The 22,363-nt window shown below is 58.3% G+C and carries 20 protein-coding genes and 1 riboswitch; of the genes, 9 read left to right on the top strand and 11 right to left on the bottom strand.

Features of this window, described 5'->3' with window-relative positions:
• Positions 1–2 precede the first annotated feature (2 nt).
• The 4 genes from H8695_RS05750 to H8695_RS11595 form a co-directional block, all read right to left on the bottom strand.
• Positions 3–899 carry a branched-chain amino acid ABC transporter permease gene (locus tag H8695_RS05750; RefSeq protein WP_249299947.1) on the bottom strand — a complete coding sequence of 299 codons (897 nt, stop codon included), beginning with the start codon at positions 897–899 and terminating at the stop codon, positions 3–5.
• An 84-nt stretch (positions 900–983) separates the two neighbouring features.
• Complete coding sequence (locus H8695_RS05745) at positions 984–2,123, bottom strand: ABC transporter substrate-binding protein (RefSeq protein ID WP_249299946.1); 1,140 nt, start codon at positions 2,121–2,123, stop codon at positions 984–986.
• A 351-nt stretch (positions 2,124–2,474) separates the two neighbouring features.
• Positions 2,475–4,223, bottom strand: coding sequence for an aspartate--tRNA ligase (gene aspS / locus H8695_RS05740; RefSeq protein WP_249299945.1), 1,749 nt, complete (start codon positions 4,221–4,223; stop codon positions 2,475–2,477).
• 192 nt (positions 4,224–4,415) lie between these two features.
• Complete coding sequence (locus H8695_RS11595) at positions 4,416–6,107, bottom strand: CAP domain-containing protein (RefSeq protein WP_283243600.1); 1,692 nt, start codon at positions 6,105–6,107, stop codon at positions 4,416–4,418.
• Between the two features lie 202 nt (positions 6,108–6,309).
• On the opposite strand from H8695_RS11595, the gene H8695_RS05730 reads away from it, so the two are divergent.
• The 5 genes from H8695_RS05730 (at position 6,310) to ybaK (ending at position 9,516) form a co-directional block, all read left to right on the top strand.
• Positions 6,310–6,936 (top strand): manganese efflux pump, encoded by a 627-nt coding sequence (locus tag H8695_RS05730; RefSeq protein WP_249299944.1) that lies wholly within the window; start codon positions 6,310–6,312, stop codon positions 6,934–6,936.
• Between the two features lie 215 nt (positions 6,937–7,151).
• Positions 7,152–7,553 carry a Fur family transcriptional regulator gene (locus tag H8695_RS05725; protein WP_249299943.1) on the top strand — a complete coding sequence of 134 codons (402 nt, stop codon included), beginning with the start codon at positions 7,152–7,154 and terminating at the stop codon, positions 7,551–7,553.
• A gap of 24 nt (positions 7,554–7,577) precedes the next feature.
• Entirely contained in the window at positions 7,578–8,120 is a 543-nt protein-coding gene (locus H8695_RS05720; RefSeq protein ID WP_249299942.1) for an NADH peroxidase, read from the top strand.
• Positions 8,121–8,219: 99 nt separating this feature from the next.
• The gene (locus tag H8695_RS05715; protein WP_249299941.1) at positions 8,220–9,035 is read left to right on the top strand and encodes a glycosyltransferase family 8 protein; all 816 of its coding nucleotides are present in this window, start codon (positions 8,220–8,222) and stop codon (positions 9,033–9,035) included.
• A gap of 4 nt (positions 9,036–9,039) precedes the next feature.
• Positions 9,040–9,516, top strand: a complete 477-nt coding sequence (gene ybaK / locus H8695_RS05710; protein WP_249299940.1) for a Cys-tRNA(Pro) deacylase — start codon at positions 9,040–9,042, stop codon at positions 9,514–9,516.
• Between the two features lie 48 nt (positions 9,517–9,564).
• Here the strand turns inward: ybaK and H8695_RS05705 are convergent, their stop codons facing one another.
• The 5 genes from H8695_RS05705 to H8695_RS05685 form a co-directional block, all read right to left on the bottom strand.
• Entirely contained in the window at positions 9,565–11,091 is a 1,527-nt protein-coding gene (locus H8695_RS05705) for a hypothetical protein (RefSeq protein WP_249299939.1), read from the bottom strand.
• Positions 11,084–11,626, bottom strand: a complete 543-nt coding sequence (locus H8695_RS05700; RefSeq protein WP_249299938.1) for an RNA polymerase sigma factor — start codon at positions 11,624–11,626, stop codon at positions 11,084–11,086. The genes H8695_RS05705 and H8695_RS05700 overlap by 8 nt, the downstream gene beginning before the upstream one ends.
• A 118-nt stretch (positions 11,627–11,744) precedes the next feature.
• On the bottom strand, positions 11,745–12,305 hold the full coding sequence (locus H8695_RS05695; protein ID WP_249299937.1) for an NUDIX hydrolase: 561 nt from the start codon (positions 12,303–12,305) through the stop codon (positions 11,745–11,747).
• A gap of 14 nt (positions 12,306–12,319) precedes the next feature.
• Complete coding sequence (gene nrdG / locus H8695_RS05690) at positions 12,320–12,829, bottom strand: anaerobic ribonucleoside-triphosphate reductase activating protein (protein ID WP_249299936.1); 510 nt, start codon at positions 12,827–12,829, stop codon at positions 12,320–12,322.
• Positions 12,822–15,170, bottom strand: coding sequence for an anaerobic ribonucleoside triphosphate reductase (locus tag H8695_RS05685; protein ID WP_249299935.1), 2,349 nt, complete (start codon positions 15,168–15,170; stop codon positions 12,822–12,824). Before H8695_RS05685 ends, nrdG begins: the two co-directional genes overlap by 8 nt.
• 98 nt (positions 15,171–15,268) lie before the next feature.
• Positions 15,269–15,453: riboswitch (cobalamin riboswitch) on the bottom strand.
• A 396-nt stretch (positions 15,454–15,849) separates the two neighbouring features.
• Between H8695_RS05685 and H8695_RS05680 the strand changes: the two genes are divergently transcribed.
• Positions 15,850–16,734, top strand: coding sequence for a sugar phosphate isomerase/epimerase family protein (locus H8695_RS05680; RefSeq protein ID WP_249299934.1), 885 nt, complete (start codon positions 15,850–15,852; stop codon positions 16,732–16,734).
• 45 nt (positions 16,735–16,779) lie between these two features.
• Here the strand turns inward: H8695_RS05680 and spoIIID are convergent, their stop codons facing one another.
• Positions 16,780–17,031 (bottom strand): sporulation transcriptional regulator SpoIIID, encoded by a 252-nt coding sequence (gene spoIIID / locus H8695_RS05675; protein ID WP_249299933.1) that lies wholly within the window; start codon positions 17,029–17,031, stop codon positions 16,780–16,782.
• A 247-nt stretch (positions 17,032–17,278) separates the two neighbouring features.
• On the opposite strand from spoIIID, the gene H8695_RS05670 reads away from it, so the two are divergent.
• The 3 genes from H8695_RS05670 to H8695_RS05660 all read left to right on the top strand — a co-directional run bounded on the left by H8695_RS05670 (position 17,279) and on the right by H8695_RS05660 (position 21,038).
• Positions 17,279–18,514: an MFS transporter gene (locus H8695_RS05670; RefSeq protein WP_249299932.1), complete on the top strand. Its 1,236-nt coding sequence runs from the start codon at positions 17,279–17,281 to the stop codon at positions 18,512–18,514.
• Between the two features lie 77 nt (positions 18,515–18,591).
• Positions 18,592–19,785, top strand: a complete 1,194-nt coding sequence (locus H8695_RS05665; RefSeq protein ID WP_249299931.1) for a hypothetical protein — start codon at positions 18,592–18,594, stop codon at positions 19,783–19,785.
• Between the two features lie 23 nt (positions 19,786–19,808).
• A complete protein-coding gene (locus H8695_RS05660; protein ID WP_249299930.1) occupies positions 19,809–21,038 on the top strand; it encodes a metal-dependent hydrolase family protein in 1,230 nt (409 codons plus the stop codon).
• An 88-nt stretch (positions 21,039–21,126) separates the two neighbouring features.
• Here the strand turns inward: H8695_RS05660 and H8695_RS05655 are convergent, their stop codons facing one another.
• Entirely contained in the window at positions 21,127–22,296 is a 1,170-nt protein-coding gene (locus H8695_RS05655) for a MalY/PatB family protein (protein ID WP_249299929.1), read from the bottom strand.
• Between the last annotated feature and the right edge of the window lie 67 nt (positions 22,297–22,363).

The following is a 22,363-nucleotide window of genomic DNA, read 5'->3' as shown; positions in this document are numbered from 1 at the left end:
ACCTACACTTTCTCGCCGACATTTTTGCCGAAAATGCCGGTGGGCTTGACCAGCAGCACGAGGATGAGAACGCCGAAGACCACGGCGTCGGCGAGCTGCGAGGAGATATAGGCCTTGGTCAGGCTCTCAATGACGCCGATGATGATGCCGCCGAACATGGCGCCGGGAATGATGCCGATTCCGCCGAGGACCGCCGCGATGAACGCCTTGAGTCCGAGCATGGAGCCAAGATAGGGGTCAACCAGCGGATAGGCGGAGCAGTACATGACTGCGGCGATGGCGGCAAGGCCTGAGCCGATGGCAAAGGTCAGAGAGATGGTCGTATTGACGTTGATGCCCATCAGCTGCGCGGCGTTGTTGTTCTCCGACACGGCGCGCATGGCTTTGCCCATGCGCGTGTTTTTGACAAAGAGCTGCAGGGCGATCATGATGACGACTGAAATTGCAATGGTGACGACTGTGAGACCGCCGAGCTTGACGCCGCCGATCGTGATGTCGGGTACGGTGATGATCTCGGGGAACGGCCGCCCGGACGAGGAGAAGAGCAGCAGGAAGAGGTTTTGCAGCAGAAGGCTCACCGCGATGGCCGTGATGAGCGCCGAGATGCGCGGCGAGTTGCGAAGCGGTTTGTAGGCGACGCGCTCAGTCGTCACGCCGAGCAGCGCGCAGCCGATGACGGCCGCGATCACACACAGCCACCCCGGCGCCCCGGTGGCGGCGATCAGGGGAATGGTTGCGATCGAGATGTAGCCGCCGACCATGATGAAGTCGCCGTGGGCGAAGTTGATCAGCTTGACGATGCCGTAGACCATGGTATAACCGAGCGCGACCAGCGCGTAGATGCTGCCCGCCTGAATCCCGTTTACGAGCTGTTTGAAGAAGAGGAGCAATTGATCCATAGAGGCACACTGCCTTTCCCGATACGAATTTGGAAATGGGGCAGAGCGGTGTGCTCTGCCCCATGAAAAAACGTCCGTTTAATCTCAGTCGAGGCTGACTCTGCTGTGGAACGAAGCCTCGCCGTTCTTCATTTGAATGATGCAGGCGGGCTTGATCGGATCGCCGTTCTCATCAAAGGTGACGGAACCGGTGACGCCGGTGTACTCAAGGGAAGCGAGTGCGTCGATGATGGCCTGTTTGTCAGTGGAGCCGGCCTTTTCGATGGCGGCTTTCATCATGTAGGCCGCGTCGTAGCCGAGCGCCGCAAAGGAGTTCGGAACTTCATTGTACTCGGCCTTGAAAGCGGCGAGGAAGTTGACCACGGCGGGGTCGGTGTCATCGGGAGCATAGTGGCTCGAGAAGTAGCAGCCGTCGACCAGACCGTATTTGCTCGTATCAAGCGCGCTGTAGACACCGTCCCAGCCGTCCGCGCCGAGCATGGTATTGGTAAAACCGACCTCGCGGGCCTGCGCGGCGATCAGCGCGACGGTCTCATAGTAGTCGGGCACGAACAGAACATCGGGGTTGAGAGCTTGAATCTTGGTCAGCTGGGTTTTGAAGTCCTTGTCATCCGCGCCGTAGGCCTCCTGCGCGACGATTTCAAAGCCCTTTTCCTTGGCGGTGGCGACAAAGTTCTCAGTCAGACCCTTGGAGTAGTCGTCGGAGTTGTTGTAGATGACGGCGGCCGTCTTGACCTTGAGCGTGTCCGCGGCGAAAGTCGCCATGATCTTGCCCTGGAAAGGATCGGTAAAGCAGGTGCGGAAGACGTTGTCGCCATAGCCCGTGATGGGGGCGGAGGTGCCGGTCGGGGTGATCATGGGCATATTGTCCTTGGCGGCCTTTTCTGCAACCGCCATGCAGGGCTTGGAGGTGACGTCGCCGATGAGGGCGACAATCTTGGCGCTGACAAGCTTGTCATAGGCGGTCGACGCCTCGGCGATGTCGCCTTTCTCGTCGAGAATTTCAAGCACAATATCCTGGTCAAGTACGCCGCCGGCAGCATTGATCTCTTTGACGGCGAGCTTGACGCCCTTTTCAACAGCCGTGCCGTACACCGACACTTCGCCGGTGAGCGGCGCGAGAACGCCGATCTTGACACCCTTGCCGCTCGAGGAGCAGCCGGCGAGAAGAGCGACGACCAGCAGCATAGCGAGCACACTCACCATTGCTTTTTTCAGTTTCATGATGGTTTCCTCCCTTTTATCTAACGCCCTCAATTCGGATGCAAGTGTGCATCGTACAGAGACGTCTGTATCACAATTTCTTTTATAATAAGGAAATTATAGTGTTATACCTTATAAAATACAATTGCTGATTTGTCCAACGATGGTGCAAAAACAGCCAATTATTTTGGGTATAATTTATCTAAAATAGACAAAAAACAGGCAAAACCTTAAAAATTTAAGGTACTTTCTTGCAAAAAAGAGGTCAAAAATCCGAACAAATACGACCACCTTAATTTTTAAGGTAAAATTAGATTGTGAAAAGAATTAGGTATTGGCCTGTCAATTCCTAAAAAGATGAAAATATTTCTGTCAGAGTGTTCGAATATGGACTTCGCGCAGCTGTTTTGGTGAAACTTCGCAGGGGGCACCCATCATGGCATCCTGCGCGTTTGCATTCAGGGGAAAGGCGATGACCTCGCGAATGTTCTGCTCGCCGGTGAGCAGCATCACCATGCGATCGACACCCGGCGCCATACCTGCGTGGGGCGGTGCGCCATATTGAAAGGCGGTATAGAGCGAGCGGAATTTTTCCTCGACGGTACGCGCGTCGTATCCTGCGATCTCAAAGGCGCGCACCATGGTGTCAAGATCATGGTTTCTGACTGCGCCCGAGGAGAGTTCGATGCCGTTGCAGACAATGTCGTACTGGTGGGCGAGGATGGTAAACGGATCCTGCGACTCAAGCGCCTGCAGCCCGCCCTTGGGCATGGAGAAAGGGTTGTGAGTAAATGCCGGGCGGCCGGTGAGCTCATCGGGCTCGTACATGGGAAAATCGGTGACAAAACAGAAGACAAAGCGGTCCTCGTCGATAAGCCCCAGCCGGGCGCCCAGCTCACGGCGGATCTGTCCTGCGAGCCGGGGCGCCGCCTGTTCGCTGTCGGCGATGAAGAAGAGCACATCGCCGGGCTTCAATGCGGCGCGTTTTGTGATCTCGACGCGGTCGTCCTCCGAGAGAAATTTGTCTATGGGGCCGTCGAAGCCGCCGTCTTTTCGCACTTTGAGGTAGCCGAGACCTTTCATGCCGATGGAGACGGCAAACTCGAGCATCCCCTCAAAGAAGCTGCGGGCCTGCGCGGCAGCGCCGGGCGCCACGATGGCTCTGACACACTGGCCGCGAAACGGCGCAAAGCCGCTTTCGACAAACCGGTCGGACAGATCAAGTATGGTAAGCGGGCAGCGCAGATCCGGCTTGTCGGTGCCATAGCGCAGCATGCAGTCTCTGTAGCTGATTCGCTCAAAGGGAGGCCTCGACACCGGCCGGTCTGTGAAAGCGCGAAAAGTCTCATAGAGCACCTGCTCGGCGACGGCGAAGACATCCTCTTCGGTGGCAAAGGCCATCTCGAAGTCGAGCTGGTAGAATTCGCCCGGCGAGCGGTCCGCACGCGCATCCTCGTCACGAAAGCAGGGCGCGATCTGATAGTAGCGCTCAATGCCGGACACCATGAGAAGCTGTTTGAAAATCTGCGGGGCCTGCGGCAGAGCGTAGAACTTGCCCGGGTGCTTACGGCTCGGAATCAGATAGTCCCGCGCGCCTTCCGGAGAGGAGGCGGTGAGAATGGGCGTTTGTACTTCGAGAAAGCCGAGCTTCTCCATCTGGGCACGCAGGTGGGAGATGATTTTGGAGCGCAGCACCAGATTCTCGTGGTTGCGGCGGTTTCTCAGATCGAGATAGCGGTAGCGCAGCCGGGTCTCCTCCCGGGTCTCACGCGCTGCGCTGATCTCAAAGGGCAGCGCGGCGCGGCACCGGCCGAGCACCTCGAGCTGGCTGGCGCGAATCTCCAGTCGGCCGGTGGACAGGCGGTCGTTGACCGTGTCGGGGTCGCGTGCGACAACCGTGCCGCGGACGGTGACGGTGCACTCGCGGTTGACGTTTTGCAGCATTTCCTCATCTTTCGCAACGATCTGCACGATGCCCGACTGGTCACGCAGATCGAGAAACTGAATTCCGCCGTGGTCTCGGATATTCTCGACCCACCCCGCTACCCGGACTTCACTGCCGATGAGCTGTTTGCCGATTTCGCCGCAGGCGTGCGTGCGGTACTGGTTTGTCGCAATCATAACCCTCTTCCTTTCTCTCAGTTTTTATTCAATAGTGGCATAAAAAAGGGCAAGGGCACCTCTCTTCAGGCGCCCTTGCCTCAATCTATCTGTTATCTTACGCCAGGGAAAAGCCTCCTGTCAATCCAAATGGCCAAATTCTCCGTTTTTACAAGATTGCGCTGATTTTGAGAGCTTACTCTTGGCAATTTTTTACCGCGGAGTGTAAAAATTCTCCGTATAGGTCAGAGAGTAACCCGAGCCGCCGGCAATGCCGACGCCGAGCAGAGTATACTCGGGTGCGAGAATGTTGGTGCGGTGGCCGAGCGAATTCATCCAGCCGCTGTGAACGTCAAAGACAGTCTGGTAGCCCTGGGCAATGTTCTCCGCAGCATAGCTGTAAGTGATGCCGCCCGCTTTCATGCGGTCAAAGGGAGACTGGCCGTCGGGATTTGTGTGCGAGAAGTAACCGCGGGCAATCATGTCGGCGCTGTGGGCGCGTGCGACACTTGCCGCGCGCTCGTCGTAGGTGACCGGCGACAGGCCGGCGCGCACGCGCTCGGCGCTGACTAGATCGACGTTTTCAAGCTCCATGGCGCGCAGGATGCTCTCGGAGGTCGAGCGGCTCGCACCCGACGGGAGAACGAGAATGCCGTTGACCACGCCACCGGCGTGCTGGTCATAGAAGAGCTCCATGGAGTAGCCGGCGGGCGCCGAAGTTGTGACGGCCTGCGAGCCGATGCGGTTGCCGAGATACGAGGCGTTTCTCGCGTTGGAGTAGAAAGCAACAACCCGGTCGTTTTGCAGACCGACCATGATAAAATTCTCGTAGTCGCGATTGTATATCAGCCAGGAGAAGCCATACTGCGAGGGGTCGGTCCGACTGGGGCTGCCGAGCAGCGAGGTGAGCTGGGACCGGGTGGCGCCAAGGGGCACCGATACGCCGCCGATCTGAAAGCCGTCGCCGGAGGGCAGGGGCTCCTCTGTGGGAGATTCGGGCTCGGGTTCGGAGTCGCCTGCGGGCGGGGTGGGAGTCTGATCGACGGCAGGAGGGGTCGGTGTTGTGACCGGCGAATCCTCGTTCTCGCCCGGTTCGCTCTGGGCGGGGGGAAGCGCTTCGTCCCCACCGTTGTGGCCGCCATCTTCACTGGGAGGCGTCACATTGGGGGGCGCGGGTGTCGCGGTATCGTCGTCCGAGCTCCCGCCAGAGTTCCCGCCTGAGCTCCCACCAGAGTTCCCGCCTGAGCTCCCGGAGGACTCGCCGCTTCCGGAGCTGCCGGCGGAGGGAACGGAGAAGCCGCAGCCGCGCGCCGTGTCGGCGTCGACGACCCCCTGCGCGACAAGAGACTGTATCAGGGTTCTCTGCGTGCCTTTCTGCGGGCAGCTGAGAGCGCGGTAGCTTACCGCAACCATTTCGGCCCGGGTGAAGCCGGCCGTTTCACCGTCGATAAGTCCCACCTCTGCAGCTTTGTCGATGGCGTCGTCATAGAGAAAGTCGAGGGTGGAGTCATAGCCGAGCACCCGCAGCACCATGGTGACAAACTGCTGATTCGTCGCGGGAAGTGAGGGGCCGAATTCGCTCTCGGAGATGCCGAAAGCGATTCCCGCCTCGTAGGCATAGCCAAGATAGGGCTCGGCCCACTCGACCGAGTCGGTGTAGGGTGTCTCATAGTCTCCGCTCAGCGCCTGCTCCTCCTTGCCGAGCAGACGGATCAGCATACAAAGCGCCTCGGCGCGCGTCGGGGTGCGGCTGAGCTCATCGCCCAGCTCCGTCCCGGTGAAGAGCTCGAGCGTGCGCAGGGCATCGGCCTGCTGCTGCGGCTCATCGACGGCCGCGCCTGCGCCCAGGGCGGTCGTGACAATCAGCGAGAGCGCCAAAAGCCACGCGGTCAGAATTCGTTTCATGGGGATTCCTCCTTTCATGCCGCCCTTGCGGCACGTGTGATTCTTCAGGCGGTAGCAAATGCCTTACCAACAGGGTAGCAAAGGGCCGGGGGCGGTTTCAAAGGAAATCCCCGGTGGGGGCGGTAATTTCAGGGAGCCATTCCACCATCACCCTTTGCCGGGGCAGCTCATAGGATACAAGAGCCACGAAAAGAGGATGTGATTGGATTTGAATCTCCTACTGGTCGCAGTGATGAGCTTCGACTTTTTCTTTGCCTGCGCCGCCTACCGAGTGGAGCGTATCGCCATACCGCTCGGTTCGAGGGCTGTTATCGCCCTGTCGGGCAGCCTGTTTCTCGCCGTCTCGCTGTGCTTTTCGGGGGCGCTTTCACGGCTGCTTCCGGCTGCCGCAGTGCGGCTGCTCGGGGCTTTTGCACTGCTCGCAATGGGGGTGATGAATCTCGCGGAAAATGCCCTCAAGTCGGCCGCGGCGCGAGTGGAAAAACGAGACCGGCCCCTCACGGTGCGCCTTTGTAACTTTGCGTTTGTACTGACGGTCTACGCGGACAACACGCGGGCCGACGCCGACCGCTCCAAGCGCCTCTCGGCGAGAGAGGCGCTGTATCTGGCGATTCCGCTCTCGATTGATTCGCTGGTGACCGGCCTTGGCATCCAGACGACGCCCGCGGGCGCCGCGGCGCTTTTGGGCTTCTCCTTTGCCTGCGGTATGGCAGCTGCCACGCTCGGTACAATGCTGGGAGCCGGCATTGCGGCGCGCGGCGCAAAGAATAAGGCCTGGCTCGGCGGCATCATCCTGGTAGCACTTGCCATTTTCAAAATGTTCCCATAGCCCGGCGCCAATTTCGGGAAGAGCAGGGAATGTCCGGCGGATGTGGATACGACCGCCAGATTTTTTGGCGGATTCTGGACATGCCAAGGCGGATAATTTTCGAGAAAATGCAGTAAATTGGTCAATTTTTTTCGCCAAAACTCTTTACAGAAGTTTTGGAATATGGTATGATCGAATCAACAAGAATAAGAATCATTATTGTTTTGGTGGTGCCTATGGAACGCGTTGAAAAGTACAGCCGAAAACGAGAGGCGATTTTAAATGCCATTCGCTCCACCGCCACTCATCCGACCGCCGACTGGGTCTACCAGAAGCTCAAAAAAGAGTATCCCGATTTGAGCCTCGGCACGGTCTACCGCAACATCTCCCGCTTCAAGGAGGACGGCAGGGTCGTCAGCGTCGGCGTAGTCGGCGGCCAGGAGCGGCTCGACGGGGTGACTGAGCCCCACGCCCACTTTATCTGCCGCGGCTGCGGCGCGGTACTCGATGTGCCGACGCTGCCCCACGATCTGGCGATCGACTGCGAAGTCGAACGGGGCTGTGCGGTCAAGGTCGACTACCATCATCTGACCTTTTACGGGGTCTGTGAACACTGCTTGAAAAAACAACATATATAAAATCACAATGGGAGGTACATCACTATGAAAAAATTTGTCTGCACAGTCTGTGGCTATGTCCATGAGGGAACAGAGCCCCCGGAGTTCTGCCCCGTCTGCAAGGCGCCCGCTTCCAAGTTTCAGGAGCAGGCCGGCGAGAAGACCTGGGCTGCCGAGCATGTGGTCGGCGTGGCCAAGGGTGTCCCGGAGGACATCATCAAGGATCTTCGCATGAATTTTGAGGGCGAGTGCTCTGAGGTTGGCATGTATCTGGCTATGGCCCGCGTCGCTCACCGCGAGGGCTATCCCGAGATCGGTCTCTACTGGGAGAAAGCGGCCTACGAAGAGGCGGAGCACGCCGCCAAGTTTGCCGAGCTCCTGGGCGAGGTTGTCACCGACTCCACCAAGAAAAACCTTGAGATGCGCGTTGACGCTGAGAACGGCGCCACCGCCGGCAAGTTTGATCTTGCCAAGCGCGCGAAAGAGCTTAATCTCGATGCCATCCATGATACCGTTCATGAGATGGCCCGCGACGAAGCGAGACACGGTAAGGCTTTCGAGGGCCTGCTGGCGCGCTACTTCGGCTGATTGTTCTTTTAAAAAAGGGACCCGCCTGGCGGGTCCCTTTTTGTTGCGACTGTGGCCGGGCAGTGCTATAATAAACCCGGAAAATGCGAGGTGAATGTTTTGAATATCGTTGTGACGCTTGATGCGGGCTACATTCCCCAGCTCAAAGTGATGCTCCACTCTCTGATGCGGCACCACCCCCAGGAGCAGGTGGATGTCTACATACTGCACTCGCGCCTGACGCCACAGGATTTTGACGAGATTGCCCGGCCTCTGCCGGCCGAATGTGTGCTGCACAGCGTCGCGGTGCGTGACGAGATGCTCCGGTCTGCACCTGTGAGCGGCCGCTATCCGCGCGAGATGTACTACCGCCTCTTTGCGGCGCAGCTTCTGCCGCCGACAGTGAACAGAGCGCTCTATCTCGATCCCGACACGGTGATCAACGGTTCGCTGCACGAACTCTATGATATGGATCTTGGCGGCTGCTGTTATGCCGCCGCAACCCATGTGCGTGAGGCGCTGCGCCGCATCAACGCTCTGCGCCTCTGCGCGCGGGGACTTGAGAGCTATGTCAATTCGGGCGTTCTGCTGATGGATCTTGCAGCCCTGCGTGCGGATGATCGAACCGGGGACATCGCCCGTTTTATTGAGGAGAATCAAAACAGGCTGCTTTTACCCGATCAAGATATCATCAGTGTACTATACGGCGGGCGTATTGCGCAGCTCGACGCATTTCGTTACAACATGACGGAGAGACTGTTTGTGCTGCGTCCCGACAGTGAGGCCTTTCTGAATTTGGATTGGGTGCGGAAAAATGCAGCCGTCATCCATTACTGTGGGCGAAATAAGCCCTGGAAGACGCGCTATCGGGGAAAGCTCGGCGTCTTTTACCATGAGGCGGCGGCTCTCTGTGAGAGAGCGCAAAGGGGGAAGTAGAATCATGGCGGAACCGAAGACAAACGCAATGAGGATTCTCGACCGGTTTCACATAGCTTATGCGGTACACACCTATGAGCCGGGTGACGGCATTGACGGCGTGTCAGTGGCAGGCAAGCTCGGCCGTGACCCGGCCGATGTCTACAAGACACTCGTCACTCTGGCAAAGAGCGGCGAGCACTATGTCTTTGTGATTCCGGTTGAGCGGGAACTCGATCTCAAGGCGGCTGCCGCCGCGGTGGGAGAGAAAGCGGTGTCCATGCTGCCGCTGAAAGATCTGACCAAAGTCACCGGTTACATCCGGGGCGGCTGCAGCCCGATCGGTATGAAGAAGCTCTTTCGCACCGTGATTGACGCCTCAGCGCGCGACCGGGAGAACATTGTTGTCAGCGCCGGTAAGATCGGTCTGCAGATCGAGACCGCACCTGCAAACCTACAGAGGGCGGTCGATGCGATTTTTGCCCCCGTTGCGCAGCATTGACGGGAGAGAGAGAAAAAGAGGAGGCGTCCGACCGGGCGCCTCCTCTTTTCAGTTTATCAGCTGTGTGCCGTCGTCTGACGGATAGAATTGCAGCGCGTCCTGCGCGGTGTGAAAGGCGCCATCGTCCCAGGTGCTTGCCATGCGCTGCTGCTTGGCAGTCAGGGCGGGATACTGCAGCAGGGTCTGCTGGTGCGTGTAATTGATCCAGGCGTCGACGATGTAGCCGTCATTGAGTTCGGCGATGGAGTAGCTGACATAGCCGCGGTGCCGCTCGCCTGAATTCGGCATGGAGAAAGTCGCGAACACGTCAGTGGACGTCTGGTTGCCGAAGAGAGCGCCAAATGGGCCGACTGCGGCGTAGGTCTCGGTCCCCAGTGAGTGGTAGGGCGCCGCGTAGGTCTGCCCGTCCTGCGTGTAGAGAACCCGGCCGGTGACGGCGCCGGCCTCGCACCATCCCTCGGCAAGACGGTAGGCCGGCCAGAGCTGAATGGCCTCGGTGCCGCAAAAGCCGGGGTTGACATTCCAGATAAAGTGGTGGAAAATCTTCCACTGCTCCCGCTCGCCCGGCAGCTTGACAGCAACCCCCGTGAGGCGCAGTTCCAGCACATCGTAGACCCTTGTGTGGTAGACGCCGTCCCCGCGGCGCTCGGTAACGCTGCGCCCGTCGTTGAAAGCGTGGTCGCGCGAGTATGTGACAACCTCGAGCGCCCCCTCGCAGTCGGAAATGTCCTGTACTGTCAAATCCTGCAAAATCGCCTCGGGGAAACCGAGCGACACAAGGTGAGACTGAATCCGCTCCACCTGGGCGTGCTCGGTGGACGAAACGGGCGCCCACTGCATCGGGTAGCGGCTGCCGAACAGATAGCCGCAGCCGATTCCAACGGCGAGACACACCAGAATCGCCGCCGTCAGAACCCGGTCCGGCACACGGACCGCGGCAGGCTCGACCGCATAGCCCGCCTCGTCGAGCTCGCGGGAGAGGCGAAAGAGATTGCGAATGATAAAACAGTAAGCCACGATCAGAAGAATGCCGATCAGAAATCCCGAGTATTGCAGCAGGGCAAGCACACAGATGAACAGATACCAGATCATGAGCGCAGCGGCAGCGCCCGCATGAGCGGGGAGGCCCGCTTTCCGCCGGACGGCTCTGAGTCCCTGCCACAGGCAGTAAAACTGCGCGAAGAGAAGCGCTATGTTTGTCGTTGTCAGAATGCCCGACAGAGGCCCGTTGGCGAAAATGCCGTGAAAGATGGTCGCATTCAGGGCCAGCATGGGCCCATTGAGCGCCATGCGCAGAATGGTGAGAACAAAGCAGCTTTTAAACCAGACATTTTCCCGGCGCAGACGGCGAAAGCCGAGCAGCATCAAAATCAGCCCCGCGGTGGGGAGAATGTAGTTGAGCCACCAAAAGTTCAGCGTGACGGCATTGAGAGCCAGACCGATGAGAACATCGTCCATGGCCTGGCGCCAGGGTGTCACGCCCCTGACAATGTCGTCGGGGGGCGGCTCTGACAGGCCATTGTGCACAGCGAGATCAAAGTCGCGATCGTCCATCTCGTACCCGTTTTCACGCATGGCCGTCACCTCCCATCGCATGCCGCAGCCGCTTTTTCAGCCGATAGAGCCGGCCCTCAACGGCCCGCGGCGTCATGCCGAGCTCGCGGGCAATCTGCTCGGTCGACTGCATGTAGTAGTATTTTCGGTAGAACAGAACTCGCTCGGCGGCGCTGAGCTGGCCGAGCGCACGATGCAGCGCGTCGCGCTGTTCCCGCCTCAGAATTTCCTGCTCGGGAGTCGGCTCCGGCGAGGGGAGTTGCACGCTGAGTTCCTGCGTAGCGTCCGTGCGCCGCAGCTGCCGGGCACGATCGAGCGCCGCATTGCGCGCGAGAGCCGTCAGCCAGGCATTCCAGCTTCCGAGCTCCTCCTGGTAGGAGGCAATTTTGTCCCAGACCCGCAGAAGCGCCTCGGACAGACACTCCTCGCGGTCCTGCGGGTCGCGGAGAATGGGGGCAATGACATATCGCATCAGCGGGCCGTAGTGGATCAGCAGAGCCTGCGCCCCACGCTCGTCACGCCTGCGAATCAGTGAGATGATCTCCTCCTGTGACATGCTGCCCCTCCTCTCCTGTACGGATTCACAATAATAGTACGCAAAAAAGAGAAAAAACCCACGCAAAAAGAGAAACGGCATGACTGAAATCATGCCGTATTTTTCATGGTCCTATGTGTCAGAGCTCACGGATGCGCCGGATGATTTTGTCGTAGACCGGCAGCATCTCGGGCTCTGAGCAGTACTGCGGGAGCTGCGCAAGAGGGAGCCAGCGCACGCCGAGCGTCTCCTCCACATTCTGTCTGAGGGGGGCTGCCTCGTCTGCCAGCAGCGCGTAGGCCGCGTTGTAGTGCAGGTGGGCGGCAACCGGCTGACCGCGCTTCTCATGGGCGGGCACCGGGAGAATGTCGAGGGACACGGGCTCCTCTGAAAGCGCCGTGACAAGGGCAAGGCCGGTCTCCTCGCGCGCCTCGCGCAGCGCCGTTTGCAGCAGGTCGGTCTCCCCGTCGGCGTGTCCGCCGGTCCAGGACCAGGAGCGGTAGATGCGGTGGTAGATCATCAGGGTGTGAGTGCGCGTGGCGTTTACCAGAAATCCGGCCGAAGTGAAGTGGGCAGCCGTGTTTTCGCGGGTGAAAGCGCGCTCGCCATCCTCCTGCCAGAGGCGCAGCATCCTGTGAAGCGTGTCGTCTTCCTCCCGGTCGTGGGGCCGGTAGCGAAGCAGGCTGTCGGAAAAGTGCATGATGGTCTCTCCTCTCAGAGCGGGGCTTCCACGGCGGCGCCGGACGTAAGAGAGCGCGGCACGTCAAGAATCCGCTGATTTTTAGAACCCCGGAAAGGCAGCGAGAGCGTCCGTTCGGCAAGCACGAAGCGTCCGTCGACGAGCAAGTCGAGCTGGCCGAGAAGCGCGAGAGTCTCCTCGCCGCGCGCGAGAAGCTCCTCAAAGGTATAGCCGCTGTAGGCCATCACATGCAATCCGTGCCCACGGGCCAGCCGGGCGAGCGCCGTGAGGGGAGCAGGCTGCGAAAAAGGTTCGCCGCCCGAGAGCGTGATTCCGTCGAGAAGCGGGTTTTTGACAATCCGCTGCCAGATTTCACCGACGCTCATCAGACTGCCCGCATCCGGGTCGTGGGTCTGGGGATTGTGGCAGCCGGGGCAGTGGTGCGGGCAGCCCTGGGTGAAGAGGGTAAAACGCATGCCGGGGCCGTCGACGATGGAGTCGTTGACGGTCCCGGCAACCCGGATGAGCTGCTCGAGATCAGACATTGTGCTTGACCCGGTCGCGCTCCTCGGCACGCTTGGCGTTGTTGAAGCGGCTGAGCGTACCGACCAGATAGCCCGTGATGCGGCGGATGCGCTCAAAGGGGATGTCGCCCTCGCTGCGCCCGCACTGCGGGCAGGTGTCGCCGATGATGCCGTTGTAGCCGCAGACCGGGTCGCGGTCGACCGGATGATTGATCGAGCCGTAGCCGATGCCGCAGTCGTGCATGTAGCGAACCACCTTTTCAAAGGCCGCGAGATTCTGCGACGGGTCGCCGTCGAGTTCGATGTAGGAGATGTGGCCGCCGTTTGTCAGCGCATGGTAGGGCGCCTCCAGGCGAATCTTGTCAAAGGCGGAGATCGGGTAGTAGACCGGGATGTGGAAGCTGTTGGTGTAGTACTCGCGGTCAGTCACACCCTCGATGACGCCGTATTTGGCGCGGTCGAGGCGCACGAAGCGCCCCGAGAGACCCTCGGCGGGCGTCGCGATGAGCGAGTAGTTCATCCCCGTGCGGGCCGAGAGATCGTCGAGCCATTCGCGCATGTGGCCGATGATCTCAAGACCGAGGTTCTGCGAGGTCTCGCTCTCGCCGTGGTGTGCGCCGACCAGGGCCTTGAGACACTCGGCGAGGCCGATGAAGCCGACGGTCAGTGTGCCGTGCTTGAGAATCTCGCGAATCTCATCCTCCCAGTCGAGCTTGTCGCTGTCGATCCAGACGCCCTGCCCCATGAGAAACGGGAAGTTTTTGACTTTTTTCTTCGCCTGAATCTCAAAGCGCTCATTGAGCTGGTCGACGACAAGGGCCATCTTGCGGTCGAGTTCCTCAAAGAAAAACGAGATGTCACCGCGCGAGCGGATGGCGATACGCGGCAGATTGATCGAGGTGAACGACAGGTTGCCGCGCCCGTTTGAAATCTCGCGGTCCGGGTCGTAGACATTGCCCATGACGCGTGTGCGGCAGCCCATGTAGGCGATCTCGGTCTCGGGGTGGCCGGGCTTGTAATACTGAAGATTGAACGGCGCGTCGACAAAGGAGAAGTTCGGGAACAGCCGCTTCGCGCTCACCCGGCAGGCGAGCTGGAACAGGTCGTAGTTCGGGTCGCCGGGGTTGTAGTTGACTCCCTCTTTGACGCGGAAGATCTGTATGGGGAAGATCGGCGTCTCGCCGTGGCCGAGGCCGGCCTCGGTTGCGAGAAGAAGATTTCTCATCACCATGCGCGCCTCGGGCGAGGTGTCCATGCCGTAGTTGATCGAGGAAAACGGCGTCTGCGCGCCGGCACGCGAGTGCATGGTATTGAGATTGTGAACAAAGGCCTCCATGGCCTGGTAGGTCGTCTTGTCGGTCTCGGCGCGGGCCTTTTCCCGAACGAACCGGCACAGCCGCTCGGCCTCCTTCTTCTCGAGGCCGAAGTGCTCGCAGAGGGAGGGAGCCAGCTTTTTCTCGAATTTCTCATAGCCCTCGAGTGTCGGACCGAGCCCGTCCTTCTCGCGGATGGCATCGAGAATTTCAACCACTTTCTCCCGCAGACCACTCTCGTCAAGGTCAAATTCCAGAGCGTCCGCCAGATGATTGCGGTAGAGCTTGCGGTAGGTCTTGGCAACGCCCGGCGCCATGCCGTAGTCGAAATTGACGATGGACTGGCCACCGTGCTGATCATTCTGGTTCGACTGGATGGCGATGCAGCACAGCGCCGAATAGCTGGTGATGTCGTTTGGCTCGCGCAGCACGCCGTGGCCGGTCGAAAAGCCGTCTTTGAACAGACTCAGCAGATCAATCTGGCAGCAGGTGGTGGTCAGCGTGTAGAAGTCCATATCGTGGATGTGGATGTCGCCGTCGCGGTGGGCCTGCGCATGCTCGGGCTTGAGTACAAACATCTCGTAGAAGAGCTTGGAGCCCTCGGAGCCGTATTTGAGCATGGTTCCCATTGCGGTGTCGCCGTCGATGTTGGCGTTTTCACGCTTGATATCGGACTCGGCCGCGTCGCGAAACGTGATGTCCTGGTAGGTCTTCATCAGGCGGTTGTCCATCTCGCGCACACGGCTGCGCTCCGCGCGGTAGAGGATGTAGGCCTTGGCGGTGCGCACAAAGCCGTTTTGGATGAGAACCTTTTCCACCGTGTCCTGAATCTGCTCGATGGAGGGGGTGATAAGGCCGTCCTCGAGCAGACTCGCGACAACTTCGCCCGCAAGCGCGGCACACTCGGCCTCGCTCTTGGGGGACTTTGTAGCGGCAAAGGCCTTGGATATGGCCCCCGCAATTTTGGAGGGGTCAAACGGGACGACTCGGCCATCCCGCTTGGTGATGGTGTTGATGGTAACTGTGGTAGAGGTTGCCGTAGTGCTCATGGTTTTCTTCCTTCCTTTCTGCGCTGCGTCAAAAAAAGCGCGCCAAACGGCACGCGTCACAGGGTAATTGACTGTTGTCCGTTCTCGCCATACACCGTGGCGACGGGAGTCTGTCAGCAGGTCTTCTGACTTTGGTCCGTCATCATTCCCCGGCGCCTTCCCGCGAAAGCAGTGGCGTCTACCGGGAAACTCGGGGTCCACACAGCGGCGGGACCGTGCAGGATTCTCACCTGACTTCCCTTTTGAGCCGCCCGGAGGCGGCACTGACATACACAATATGTAGTTTTGTCTTGACAGATAAGACACATATATTGTATATAGTGAGAGAGTGAATGTCAATGCACCGGAGTGAAAAAGTTGACAGAAAAAAGAGGACTTTTTTTGAGCATATTTCCGATTTCGTGATATAATAGCCGCAGAGCGGCTATTATATGGAATTTAGGCCGTTTTTCTTGCCCCTTACGGGGCAAGTCCCTGCGGGACGGCTGAACAATGGCCGTATCATACCATAACTGCTTCGCGGTCATGCTATGATAGCCGCAGAGCAGCTATTATATGGAATTCAGGCCGTGCTCTTACCCCTTACGGGGCAAGTCCCTGCGGGATGGCTGAACGCATGGCCAGATCGCTCTGTTTGACTACCTATTAAATTATGTGAACTGCCGGGGGAGGAACTGACATGCTTAAAATTTCCGCTTTTCCCAAGTGCTGGAGCCACGACATTACCGACGGCCGAATGGAACTGTTCGACTGGTTTGAGAAAGCCCGCGTCCTCGACTGCGAGGGGCTTGAAATGTACAGCGGCTTTATCAAATCCTTTGACGAGGGGACTCTCGCGCAGATTCGCTCCAGGGCTCAGAGCTATGGCATGGAGCTGCCGATGATGTGCTTTTCCCCGGATTTTACCAATCCCGATCCGGCCGCGCGCCGTGAGCAGATTGACCGCCAGAAGCGCATGATTTACGCCACGGCCGCCCTCGGCGGACGCTACTGCCGCACGCTCTCGGGCCAGAGACGCCCGAATGTGAGTGTATATGACGGCACACAGATGGTGGTCGAGTGCATCAGTGAGTGCTTCGATACGGCACGCGCCTGCGGGGTTACTCTGGTCATGGAAAATCACTACAAGGACGGCTACTGGGAGTACTCGGAGTTTGCCCAGCGTATGGAGGTCTATCTGCCGATCGTCAGGCAGCTTGCCTGCGACTGTTTCGGGGTTCAGTACGACCCGTCAAACACCGTGGTTGCAGGGGAGGACCCCCTTGCGCTGCTCGACGAGGTGCTGCCCTATGTGCGCACCATGCATGCGAGCGACCGCTATCTTGCGCCCGGCTTCACGGCGGAGGATCTCAAGGGGGCAGACGGGGTGAAAGGTTACGCCAAAATTCTCATGCACGGTGTCACAGGGCGGGGAATGAACGACTACAATGAAATTTTCAAACGGCTCAAATCGGTTGATTTTAACGGCTGGATCTCCATAGAGGACGGGATGAACGGCCTTGAGGAGATGCGCCAGTCGGTGGACTTTTTAAAGGCCATGCGTCGGGAGTACTTCGGAGCATAGAAAAAAGAGGGCGGCACAGATGCCGCCCTCTTTTTTTTTCGAACACTATTTCTGTGAGAGATACTTTTCTTTTGTCGCCTGCCCGCCGCGGATGTGGCGCTCGGCTTTATTTTGTTCCAAAACGGCTTTGACCTCGGTGTAAAGCTCGTGGTTGAGCTGCGAGAGCCGCTCGGTGACGTCCTTATGTACGGTGCTCTTGGAGACCCCGAAGTGTTTTGCAGACTGCCGAACCGTCGCATTGTTCTCGATAATATAGTGAGCAAGCGTGACGGCCCGCTCTTCCGGTAACCCTTTCAAACTATAACACCCTCTTACATATATGGTCTTGTGTCATATATATGCGGCTCATGAGGCCAATATGTGAAGAGAAATATTTAAAGTACAAGACAACAGAGCACTGAAAAACAAATGTAAAAATTTAATTAATATTCACAAAATGCGAATAAATTTTAACAAAATATTGACTTGACAAAAACAAAGAGTTATACTTGCAAACAATGATGAATTAAAAGTTTATGTTTAAGAAGCATAAGGGGTAGAAACATTGTCGAAGTCAAAGATTCACTACGCCTGGGTCATTCTGATTGCCGGAATTTTGATTGCCGGCGCCGGCCAGGGCGTCATTCTCAATACATTCAACGCATTTGTAAAACCCGTCACCCTTGATCTGGGCTTCTCGCGGGCAGAATTTACGCTCTGCTCAAGCATCAGTCTGATCGTGGGGGTGCTGACTCTGCCCTATCTCGGCAAACTCTTTCAGACCAGCCGGCTGAAACTCGTGGTGTGTGCCTGCGCGATTGTCGCGTCGCTTGTACCGCTCGGCTATGCCCTGTGCGGCAGTCTGTGGCAGTTCTATGCGCTCTCGGCGGTGCTGGGTCTCGCAGTCAATGGTGTGGGCCTGACTATGATTGGAAGCGTCATCACCAACTGGTTCAACCGCAAGCGCGGGCTTGTCACCGGCATTGCCTTTGCGGGGTCGGGTCTCTTTGGCGCCGTGATGCTGCCCATTGTAACCTCTCTCATTGAAGCAAGCGGCTGGCGCTTTGGCTTTACGGTCATTGCCGCGACTGCCGCTGTACTCTTTGTACCCTCGGCCTTTTTCATGCTGCGCGCGACGCCGCAGGAAATGGGCCTTGCCCCCTACGGAGACAGCGCCGGGCAGACCGGCGAGCCCGCCGCCCAGAATGGGATGACAAGGGCGCAGGCGCTTCGCACCCCCGCTCTGTGGACCTGTATGGTGGGGCTGTTTCTGCACACCGGCGTCTGCATCGCCATCAACGCCAACTGTGTGGCCTACCTCTCGGACCTCGGCCACAGCGCGCAGGTCACAGGGCTTGTCGCCTCGGTGGTGCTCATTTTTTTGACCATTGGGAAAATCGGGTTCGGCGAGGTGTTCGACCGACTGGGAGATCTCAAGGGAGCTCTGCTGATGACTGTGATGGTCACGGCGGCCCCGCTGCTGTTCCTGCTGGCCAGAAATACGTTTTTTGCCTTTTTCAGTGTGGCACTGCTCGGGCTCGCCGGCGGGGGAGGGAGCGTTGTCGCAAGCCATATAATCGCAAGCTATTTTGGCAGGAAGAACTTTGCGAGCATTTTTGCCATTGCAATGATTCCCGGTCAGCTCGGCTCGGCCATCGGTCCGGTGTTTGCGGCGTGGATTTTCGACCTGTTTGACTCCTACACCGTGGCATGGGTACTCTGCGGCGTGTTCGGTGCAGTGTCGATCGCTCTTTTTATCCTGTCGGCACTCTCGGCGCGAAAGATGCCAAAGTACGATTGAATCGCCGCATGCGGGTCAGGAAGGCCGCATGCGTGTGATTTGATAGATATCCACATATTAAAGGGGGAACCAATAGCATGATTTGGGACAATCTCGTATTCTCATTCTTCTTCCTGGCATTGCTGTATGCGATCGGCACCTTTATCTCCAAAAAGACAAAGGGCGTCATCATTGCGCTGATTTTTGTCAGCTTCGTGTACATCGCAGGCTATCTCACCGGATGGATTCCGACCACAACGCCGGCAAACCTCGGCATCGCGCCGATCTCCTCCGGCTTTATGACGCTCATTGTGGTTGTTCATCTCGGAACAACCATCAGCGTCCGCCAGCTGCTCTCTGAGTGGCGTACCGTTGTGGTATGCCTTGTGTCGCTCGTTGTCATGGTCGGCGTCATGTTTACGCTCGGCTCCGGCATCTTTGGCTTCCAGACTGCGGCGGCTGCGGCGGGACCGATCTCGGGTGGCCTGATTTCGACCATGCTCACCTCAAACGCCGTCAATGAGGCTGGTCTTGCGCATCTCGGCGCGCTTGTGTGGATGGTCGGCATTCTGCAGCAGCTCGTCGGTGTGCCGGTCACCTCGATTCTCATGCGCATCCATGTCAAGAGCATGATCAACAAGGGCGAGCACCTGACCAAGTCCAAGATCGCCCAGATTGAGGAAGATCCGAACTACAAGAGCAAATTCAAAATTATCCCGGATGTTCCTGAGCAGTACAATTCGCCCTACCTGATTCTTGCCAAAATTGCGTTTATCGCATTTCTCGCGAAATTCCTTGATCAGATCACCAATGGTGCGCTGCCCTCTGCGGCGGTGGCGCTGGTGCTCGGCGTGCTCTTCTATGAGCTCGGCTTCCTCGACAAAAATGCGCTCAGCAAGGCCAATATGCTGACCTTTGTCATGTTCATTCTGCTTGCCGCCATTCCGGGCAACTTCGCTTCGCTGACGGTTGAGACCATTCTGCCGGTGCTCGGCGCGACGCTTGGCCTGCTTGCCATCGGCATCGTCGGCATCGTTCTCGGCGCGCTGGTCATGGGCAAAATCCTCAAGATGCCCACCATTCTCGCAGCCTGCTGCGGTCTGTCGGCGCTCTACGGCTTCCCGTCCACCATGTTCATCACACAGGAGGTCATCAAGGCCACCGGTCTTCCCGAGGACCAGGCGCAGAACCTCACCGATAAAACCATGCCCCATATGCTGATCGCCGGCTTCACCACGGTCACCGTGGCGTCGGTTCTCATCACGGGTCTGATCGTCGGTTACGCATTCTAATTGTAAGAAAGGAAGAGGCTCTCATGAAAAAGGCCATCAAGTGCGGAAAACTACTTGATACACTCAACAAAAAGGTGCTCACCGATCAGGTGATCCTCATCGAGGATGACCGCATCACCGCTGTCGAATCTCTGCGCGGCTTTGAGGCGCCTGAGGGCTGTGAGATCATCGACCTGTCGGACAAGTTTGTCATGCCGGGCCTGATTGACTCCCACGTCCACCTCGCCTACGACAAGAGCACAGCGTTTTTCATGCGCGACGCAGCCGGCACCGTCATGGTGGATACGCTGATGCGCGCAAAGAAGAACATGCTCGCAGGCTTTACAATGGTGCGTGACTGCGGCTGTGTGCACTATGTCGGCGTCTCCGCACGCGATGCGATCAAAAAGGGCCTTGCCTGGGGTCCGAGAATCGCAGCCTGCGGCTGGCCTATGATGGCCACAGCGGACATCGGCTTTGCTCCGCACATCACCGGACAACTCTCGCCGAACCATATTGTCGACGGTGTGGAGAATATTCGCCAGTTTACCCGCGAAGTGGTGCGCAACCACGTCGACTTTGTCAAGATGATGGTGACGGCCGGCGTCATGAGTCCGGGCGACGAGCCCGGCGGCCAGCGGTACACCGAGCAGGAAGTGCGCGCGGCGGCTGAAATTGCCGATCTGCATGGGCTACCGTTCTCGTGCCATGCCCACGGCGCGCGCGGCATCAAGACAGCGGTGCGCGCGGGCGCGACCTCGATTGAGCACTGCACAATGGCCGACGAAGAGGGCATCCACATGATGGCCGAGCGCGGCACCTATCTGGTGCCGACCATTGTCGCCACTGTCGGTATCGCGGAGCAGCCAAAGGGTTCGCTGCCTGCCAACATCTTTAAAAAGCTCGACATCTGTATGGCCCACCACAAAGGGGCAGTGCAGCTGGCGGTCAAGGAAGGCGTCAAATTCGCCTTTGGCACCGACGCTGCGACGCCGGGCAACACGCATGGCACGCAGACCCGTGAGTTCGGACTCATGGTCGATTATGGCCTGAGCACGATGGATGCGCTTCTCAGCGCGACGGTCAACGGCGCGGACCTCAATCGTGTCTCAAAGGATCTCGGCTCGATCACTCCCGGCAAGTACGCGGATGTTGTGGCCTACAGCGAGGATCCGTTTGACGACATCTCGACCATGAACCGCGTCAACTTCGTCATGAAGGGCGGCGAAGTCTACAAGAGGGATGGGGAGGCGCTCTACCCCATTACGCTGTAACAGGACAAACAAAAAAGGAGCTGTTCTATGGGAACAGCTCCTTTTGTATTGTGGGAGGCGAGAGGAACACAGGGACGTCAGGAAACTTTCAACCGCGGCAGGCCCGTTCCAGCCGGTCGAGCGCCTGCGCAAGTGTGGCGCGTGGACAGGCGATGTTGACGCGCTCAAAACCGCTGCCCTCGGGTCCGAACAGGGTACCCTCGTCGAGCCAGAGCTTTGCACGGTTTACGATGAAATCAGTGAGCCCACGTTCATCAAAGCCGAGCGCTCGGCAGTCGAGCCACAGTAGATAGGTGCCCTCAGGCTCCACCAGGCGAATCTCGGGAATCCGCCGCGCAAGCTCTGAGCGGACATAGTCCCGGTTGCCCTCGAGATAGCCAAGAAGTGCGTCAAACCACTCACCGCCGCCCGCATAGGCGGCGGCACTTGCAATGAGCCCCATACGGCTCGGTTCGTCGTAACCGGTCTTGGCGATCTCGCGGCAAAAGTGCTGGCGGAGCTGCTCGTTTGGAATGAAGATGTTGGAAATCTGAAGTCCCGCCAGATTGAAAGTCTTGCTCGGGGCAGTGCATGTGATGGTGAAGTCTTCAAATTCCGGTCGGAGCCCGGCGAAGATATGGTGGCGGTTTGGCGCAAAGACAAAGTCGGCGTGTATTTCGTCCGCCAGCACCAGAACGCCGTGACGCCTGCAGATTTCGCCCACTGCCAGAAGTTCCTCCTCCCGCCAGACGCGGCCGACGGGATTGTGGGGGCTGCACAGGATGAAGAGTTTGACCTGCTCGTCCACAATTTTGCGTTCAAAATCCTCAAGGTCCATCTCGTACCTGCCGCCGGTATAGGTGAGAGGACTGTTGATGAGACAGCGGTCATTGTCCTCAATCGACGACGAAAACGGATAGTAGACCGGCCGCTGAATGAGAACCGCGTCGCCCGGTTCTGTGAACGCACGGATCGCCATACAGACTGCAAAGACCACGCCGGGTGTATTGACAAGCCACTCCGGGCGCGGCTCCCAGCCAAAGCGGGAGCGATACCACGCAAGCAGAGGCGTGAAGTACCCCTGCCCGCCCTGGGAATAGCCGAAAATACCGTGGGTTACGGCCTGTTCAAGAGCCTGAATCACCGAGGGAGCGCTCGGGAAATCCATATCGGCCACCCACAGGGGAAGCACATCGTCGGGTATGCCTCGCTGTGCGGAAAAATCATATTTTAGAGAATTTGTATTGCGGCGGTCTGTAACTTTATCAAAATCAAACATGGCGAGCCTCCCGTATACTGATGAGAATCATCATATCAAAAGAGAGCGGATAAGTAAATAAGCCAGA

Origin of the sequence: Feifania hominis (genome assembly GCF_014384765.1) — a bacterium.
Lineage (GTDB): Bacteria > Bacillota > Clostridia > Oscillospirales > Feifaniaceae > Feifania > Feifania hominis.
This window is presented reverse-complemented; position numbering and strand designations above follow the sequence as displayed.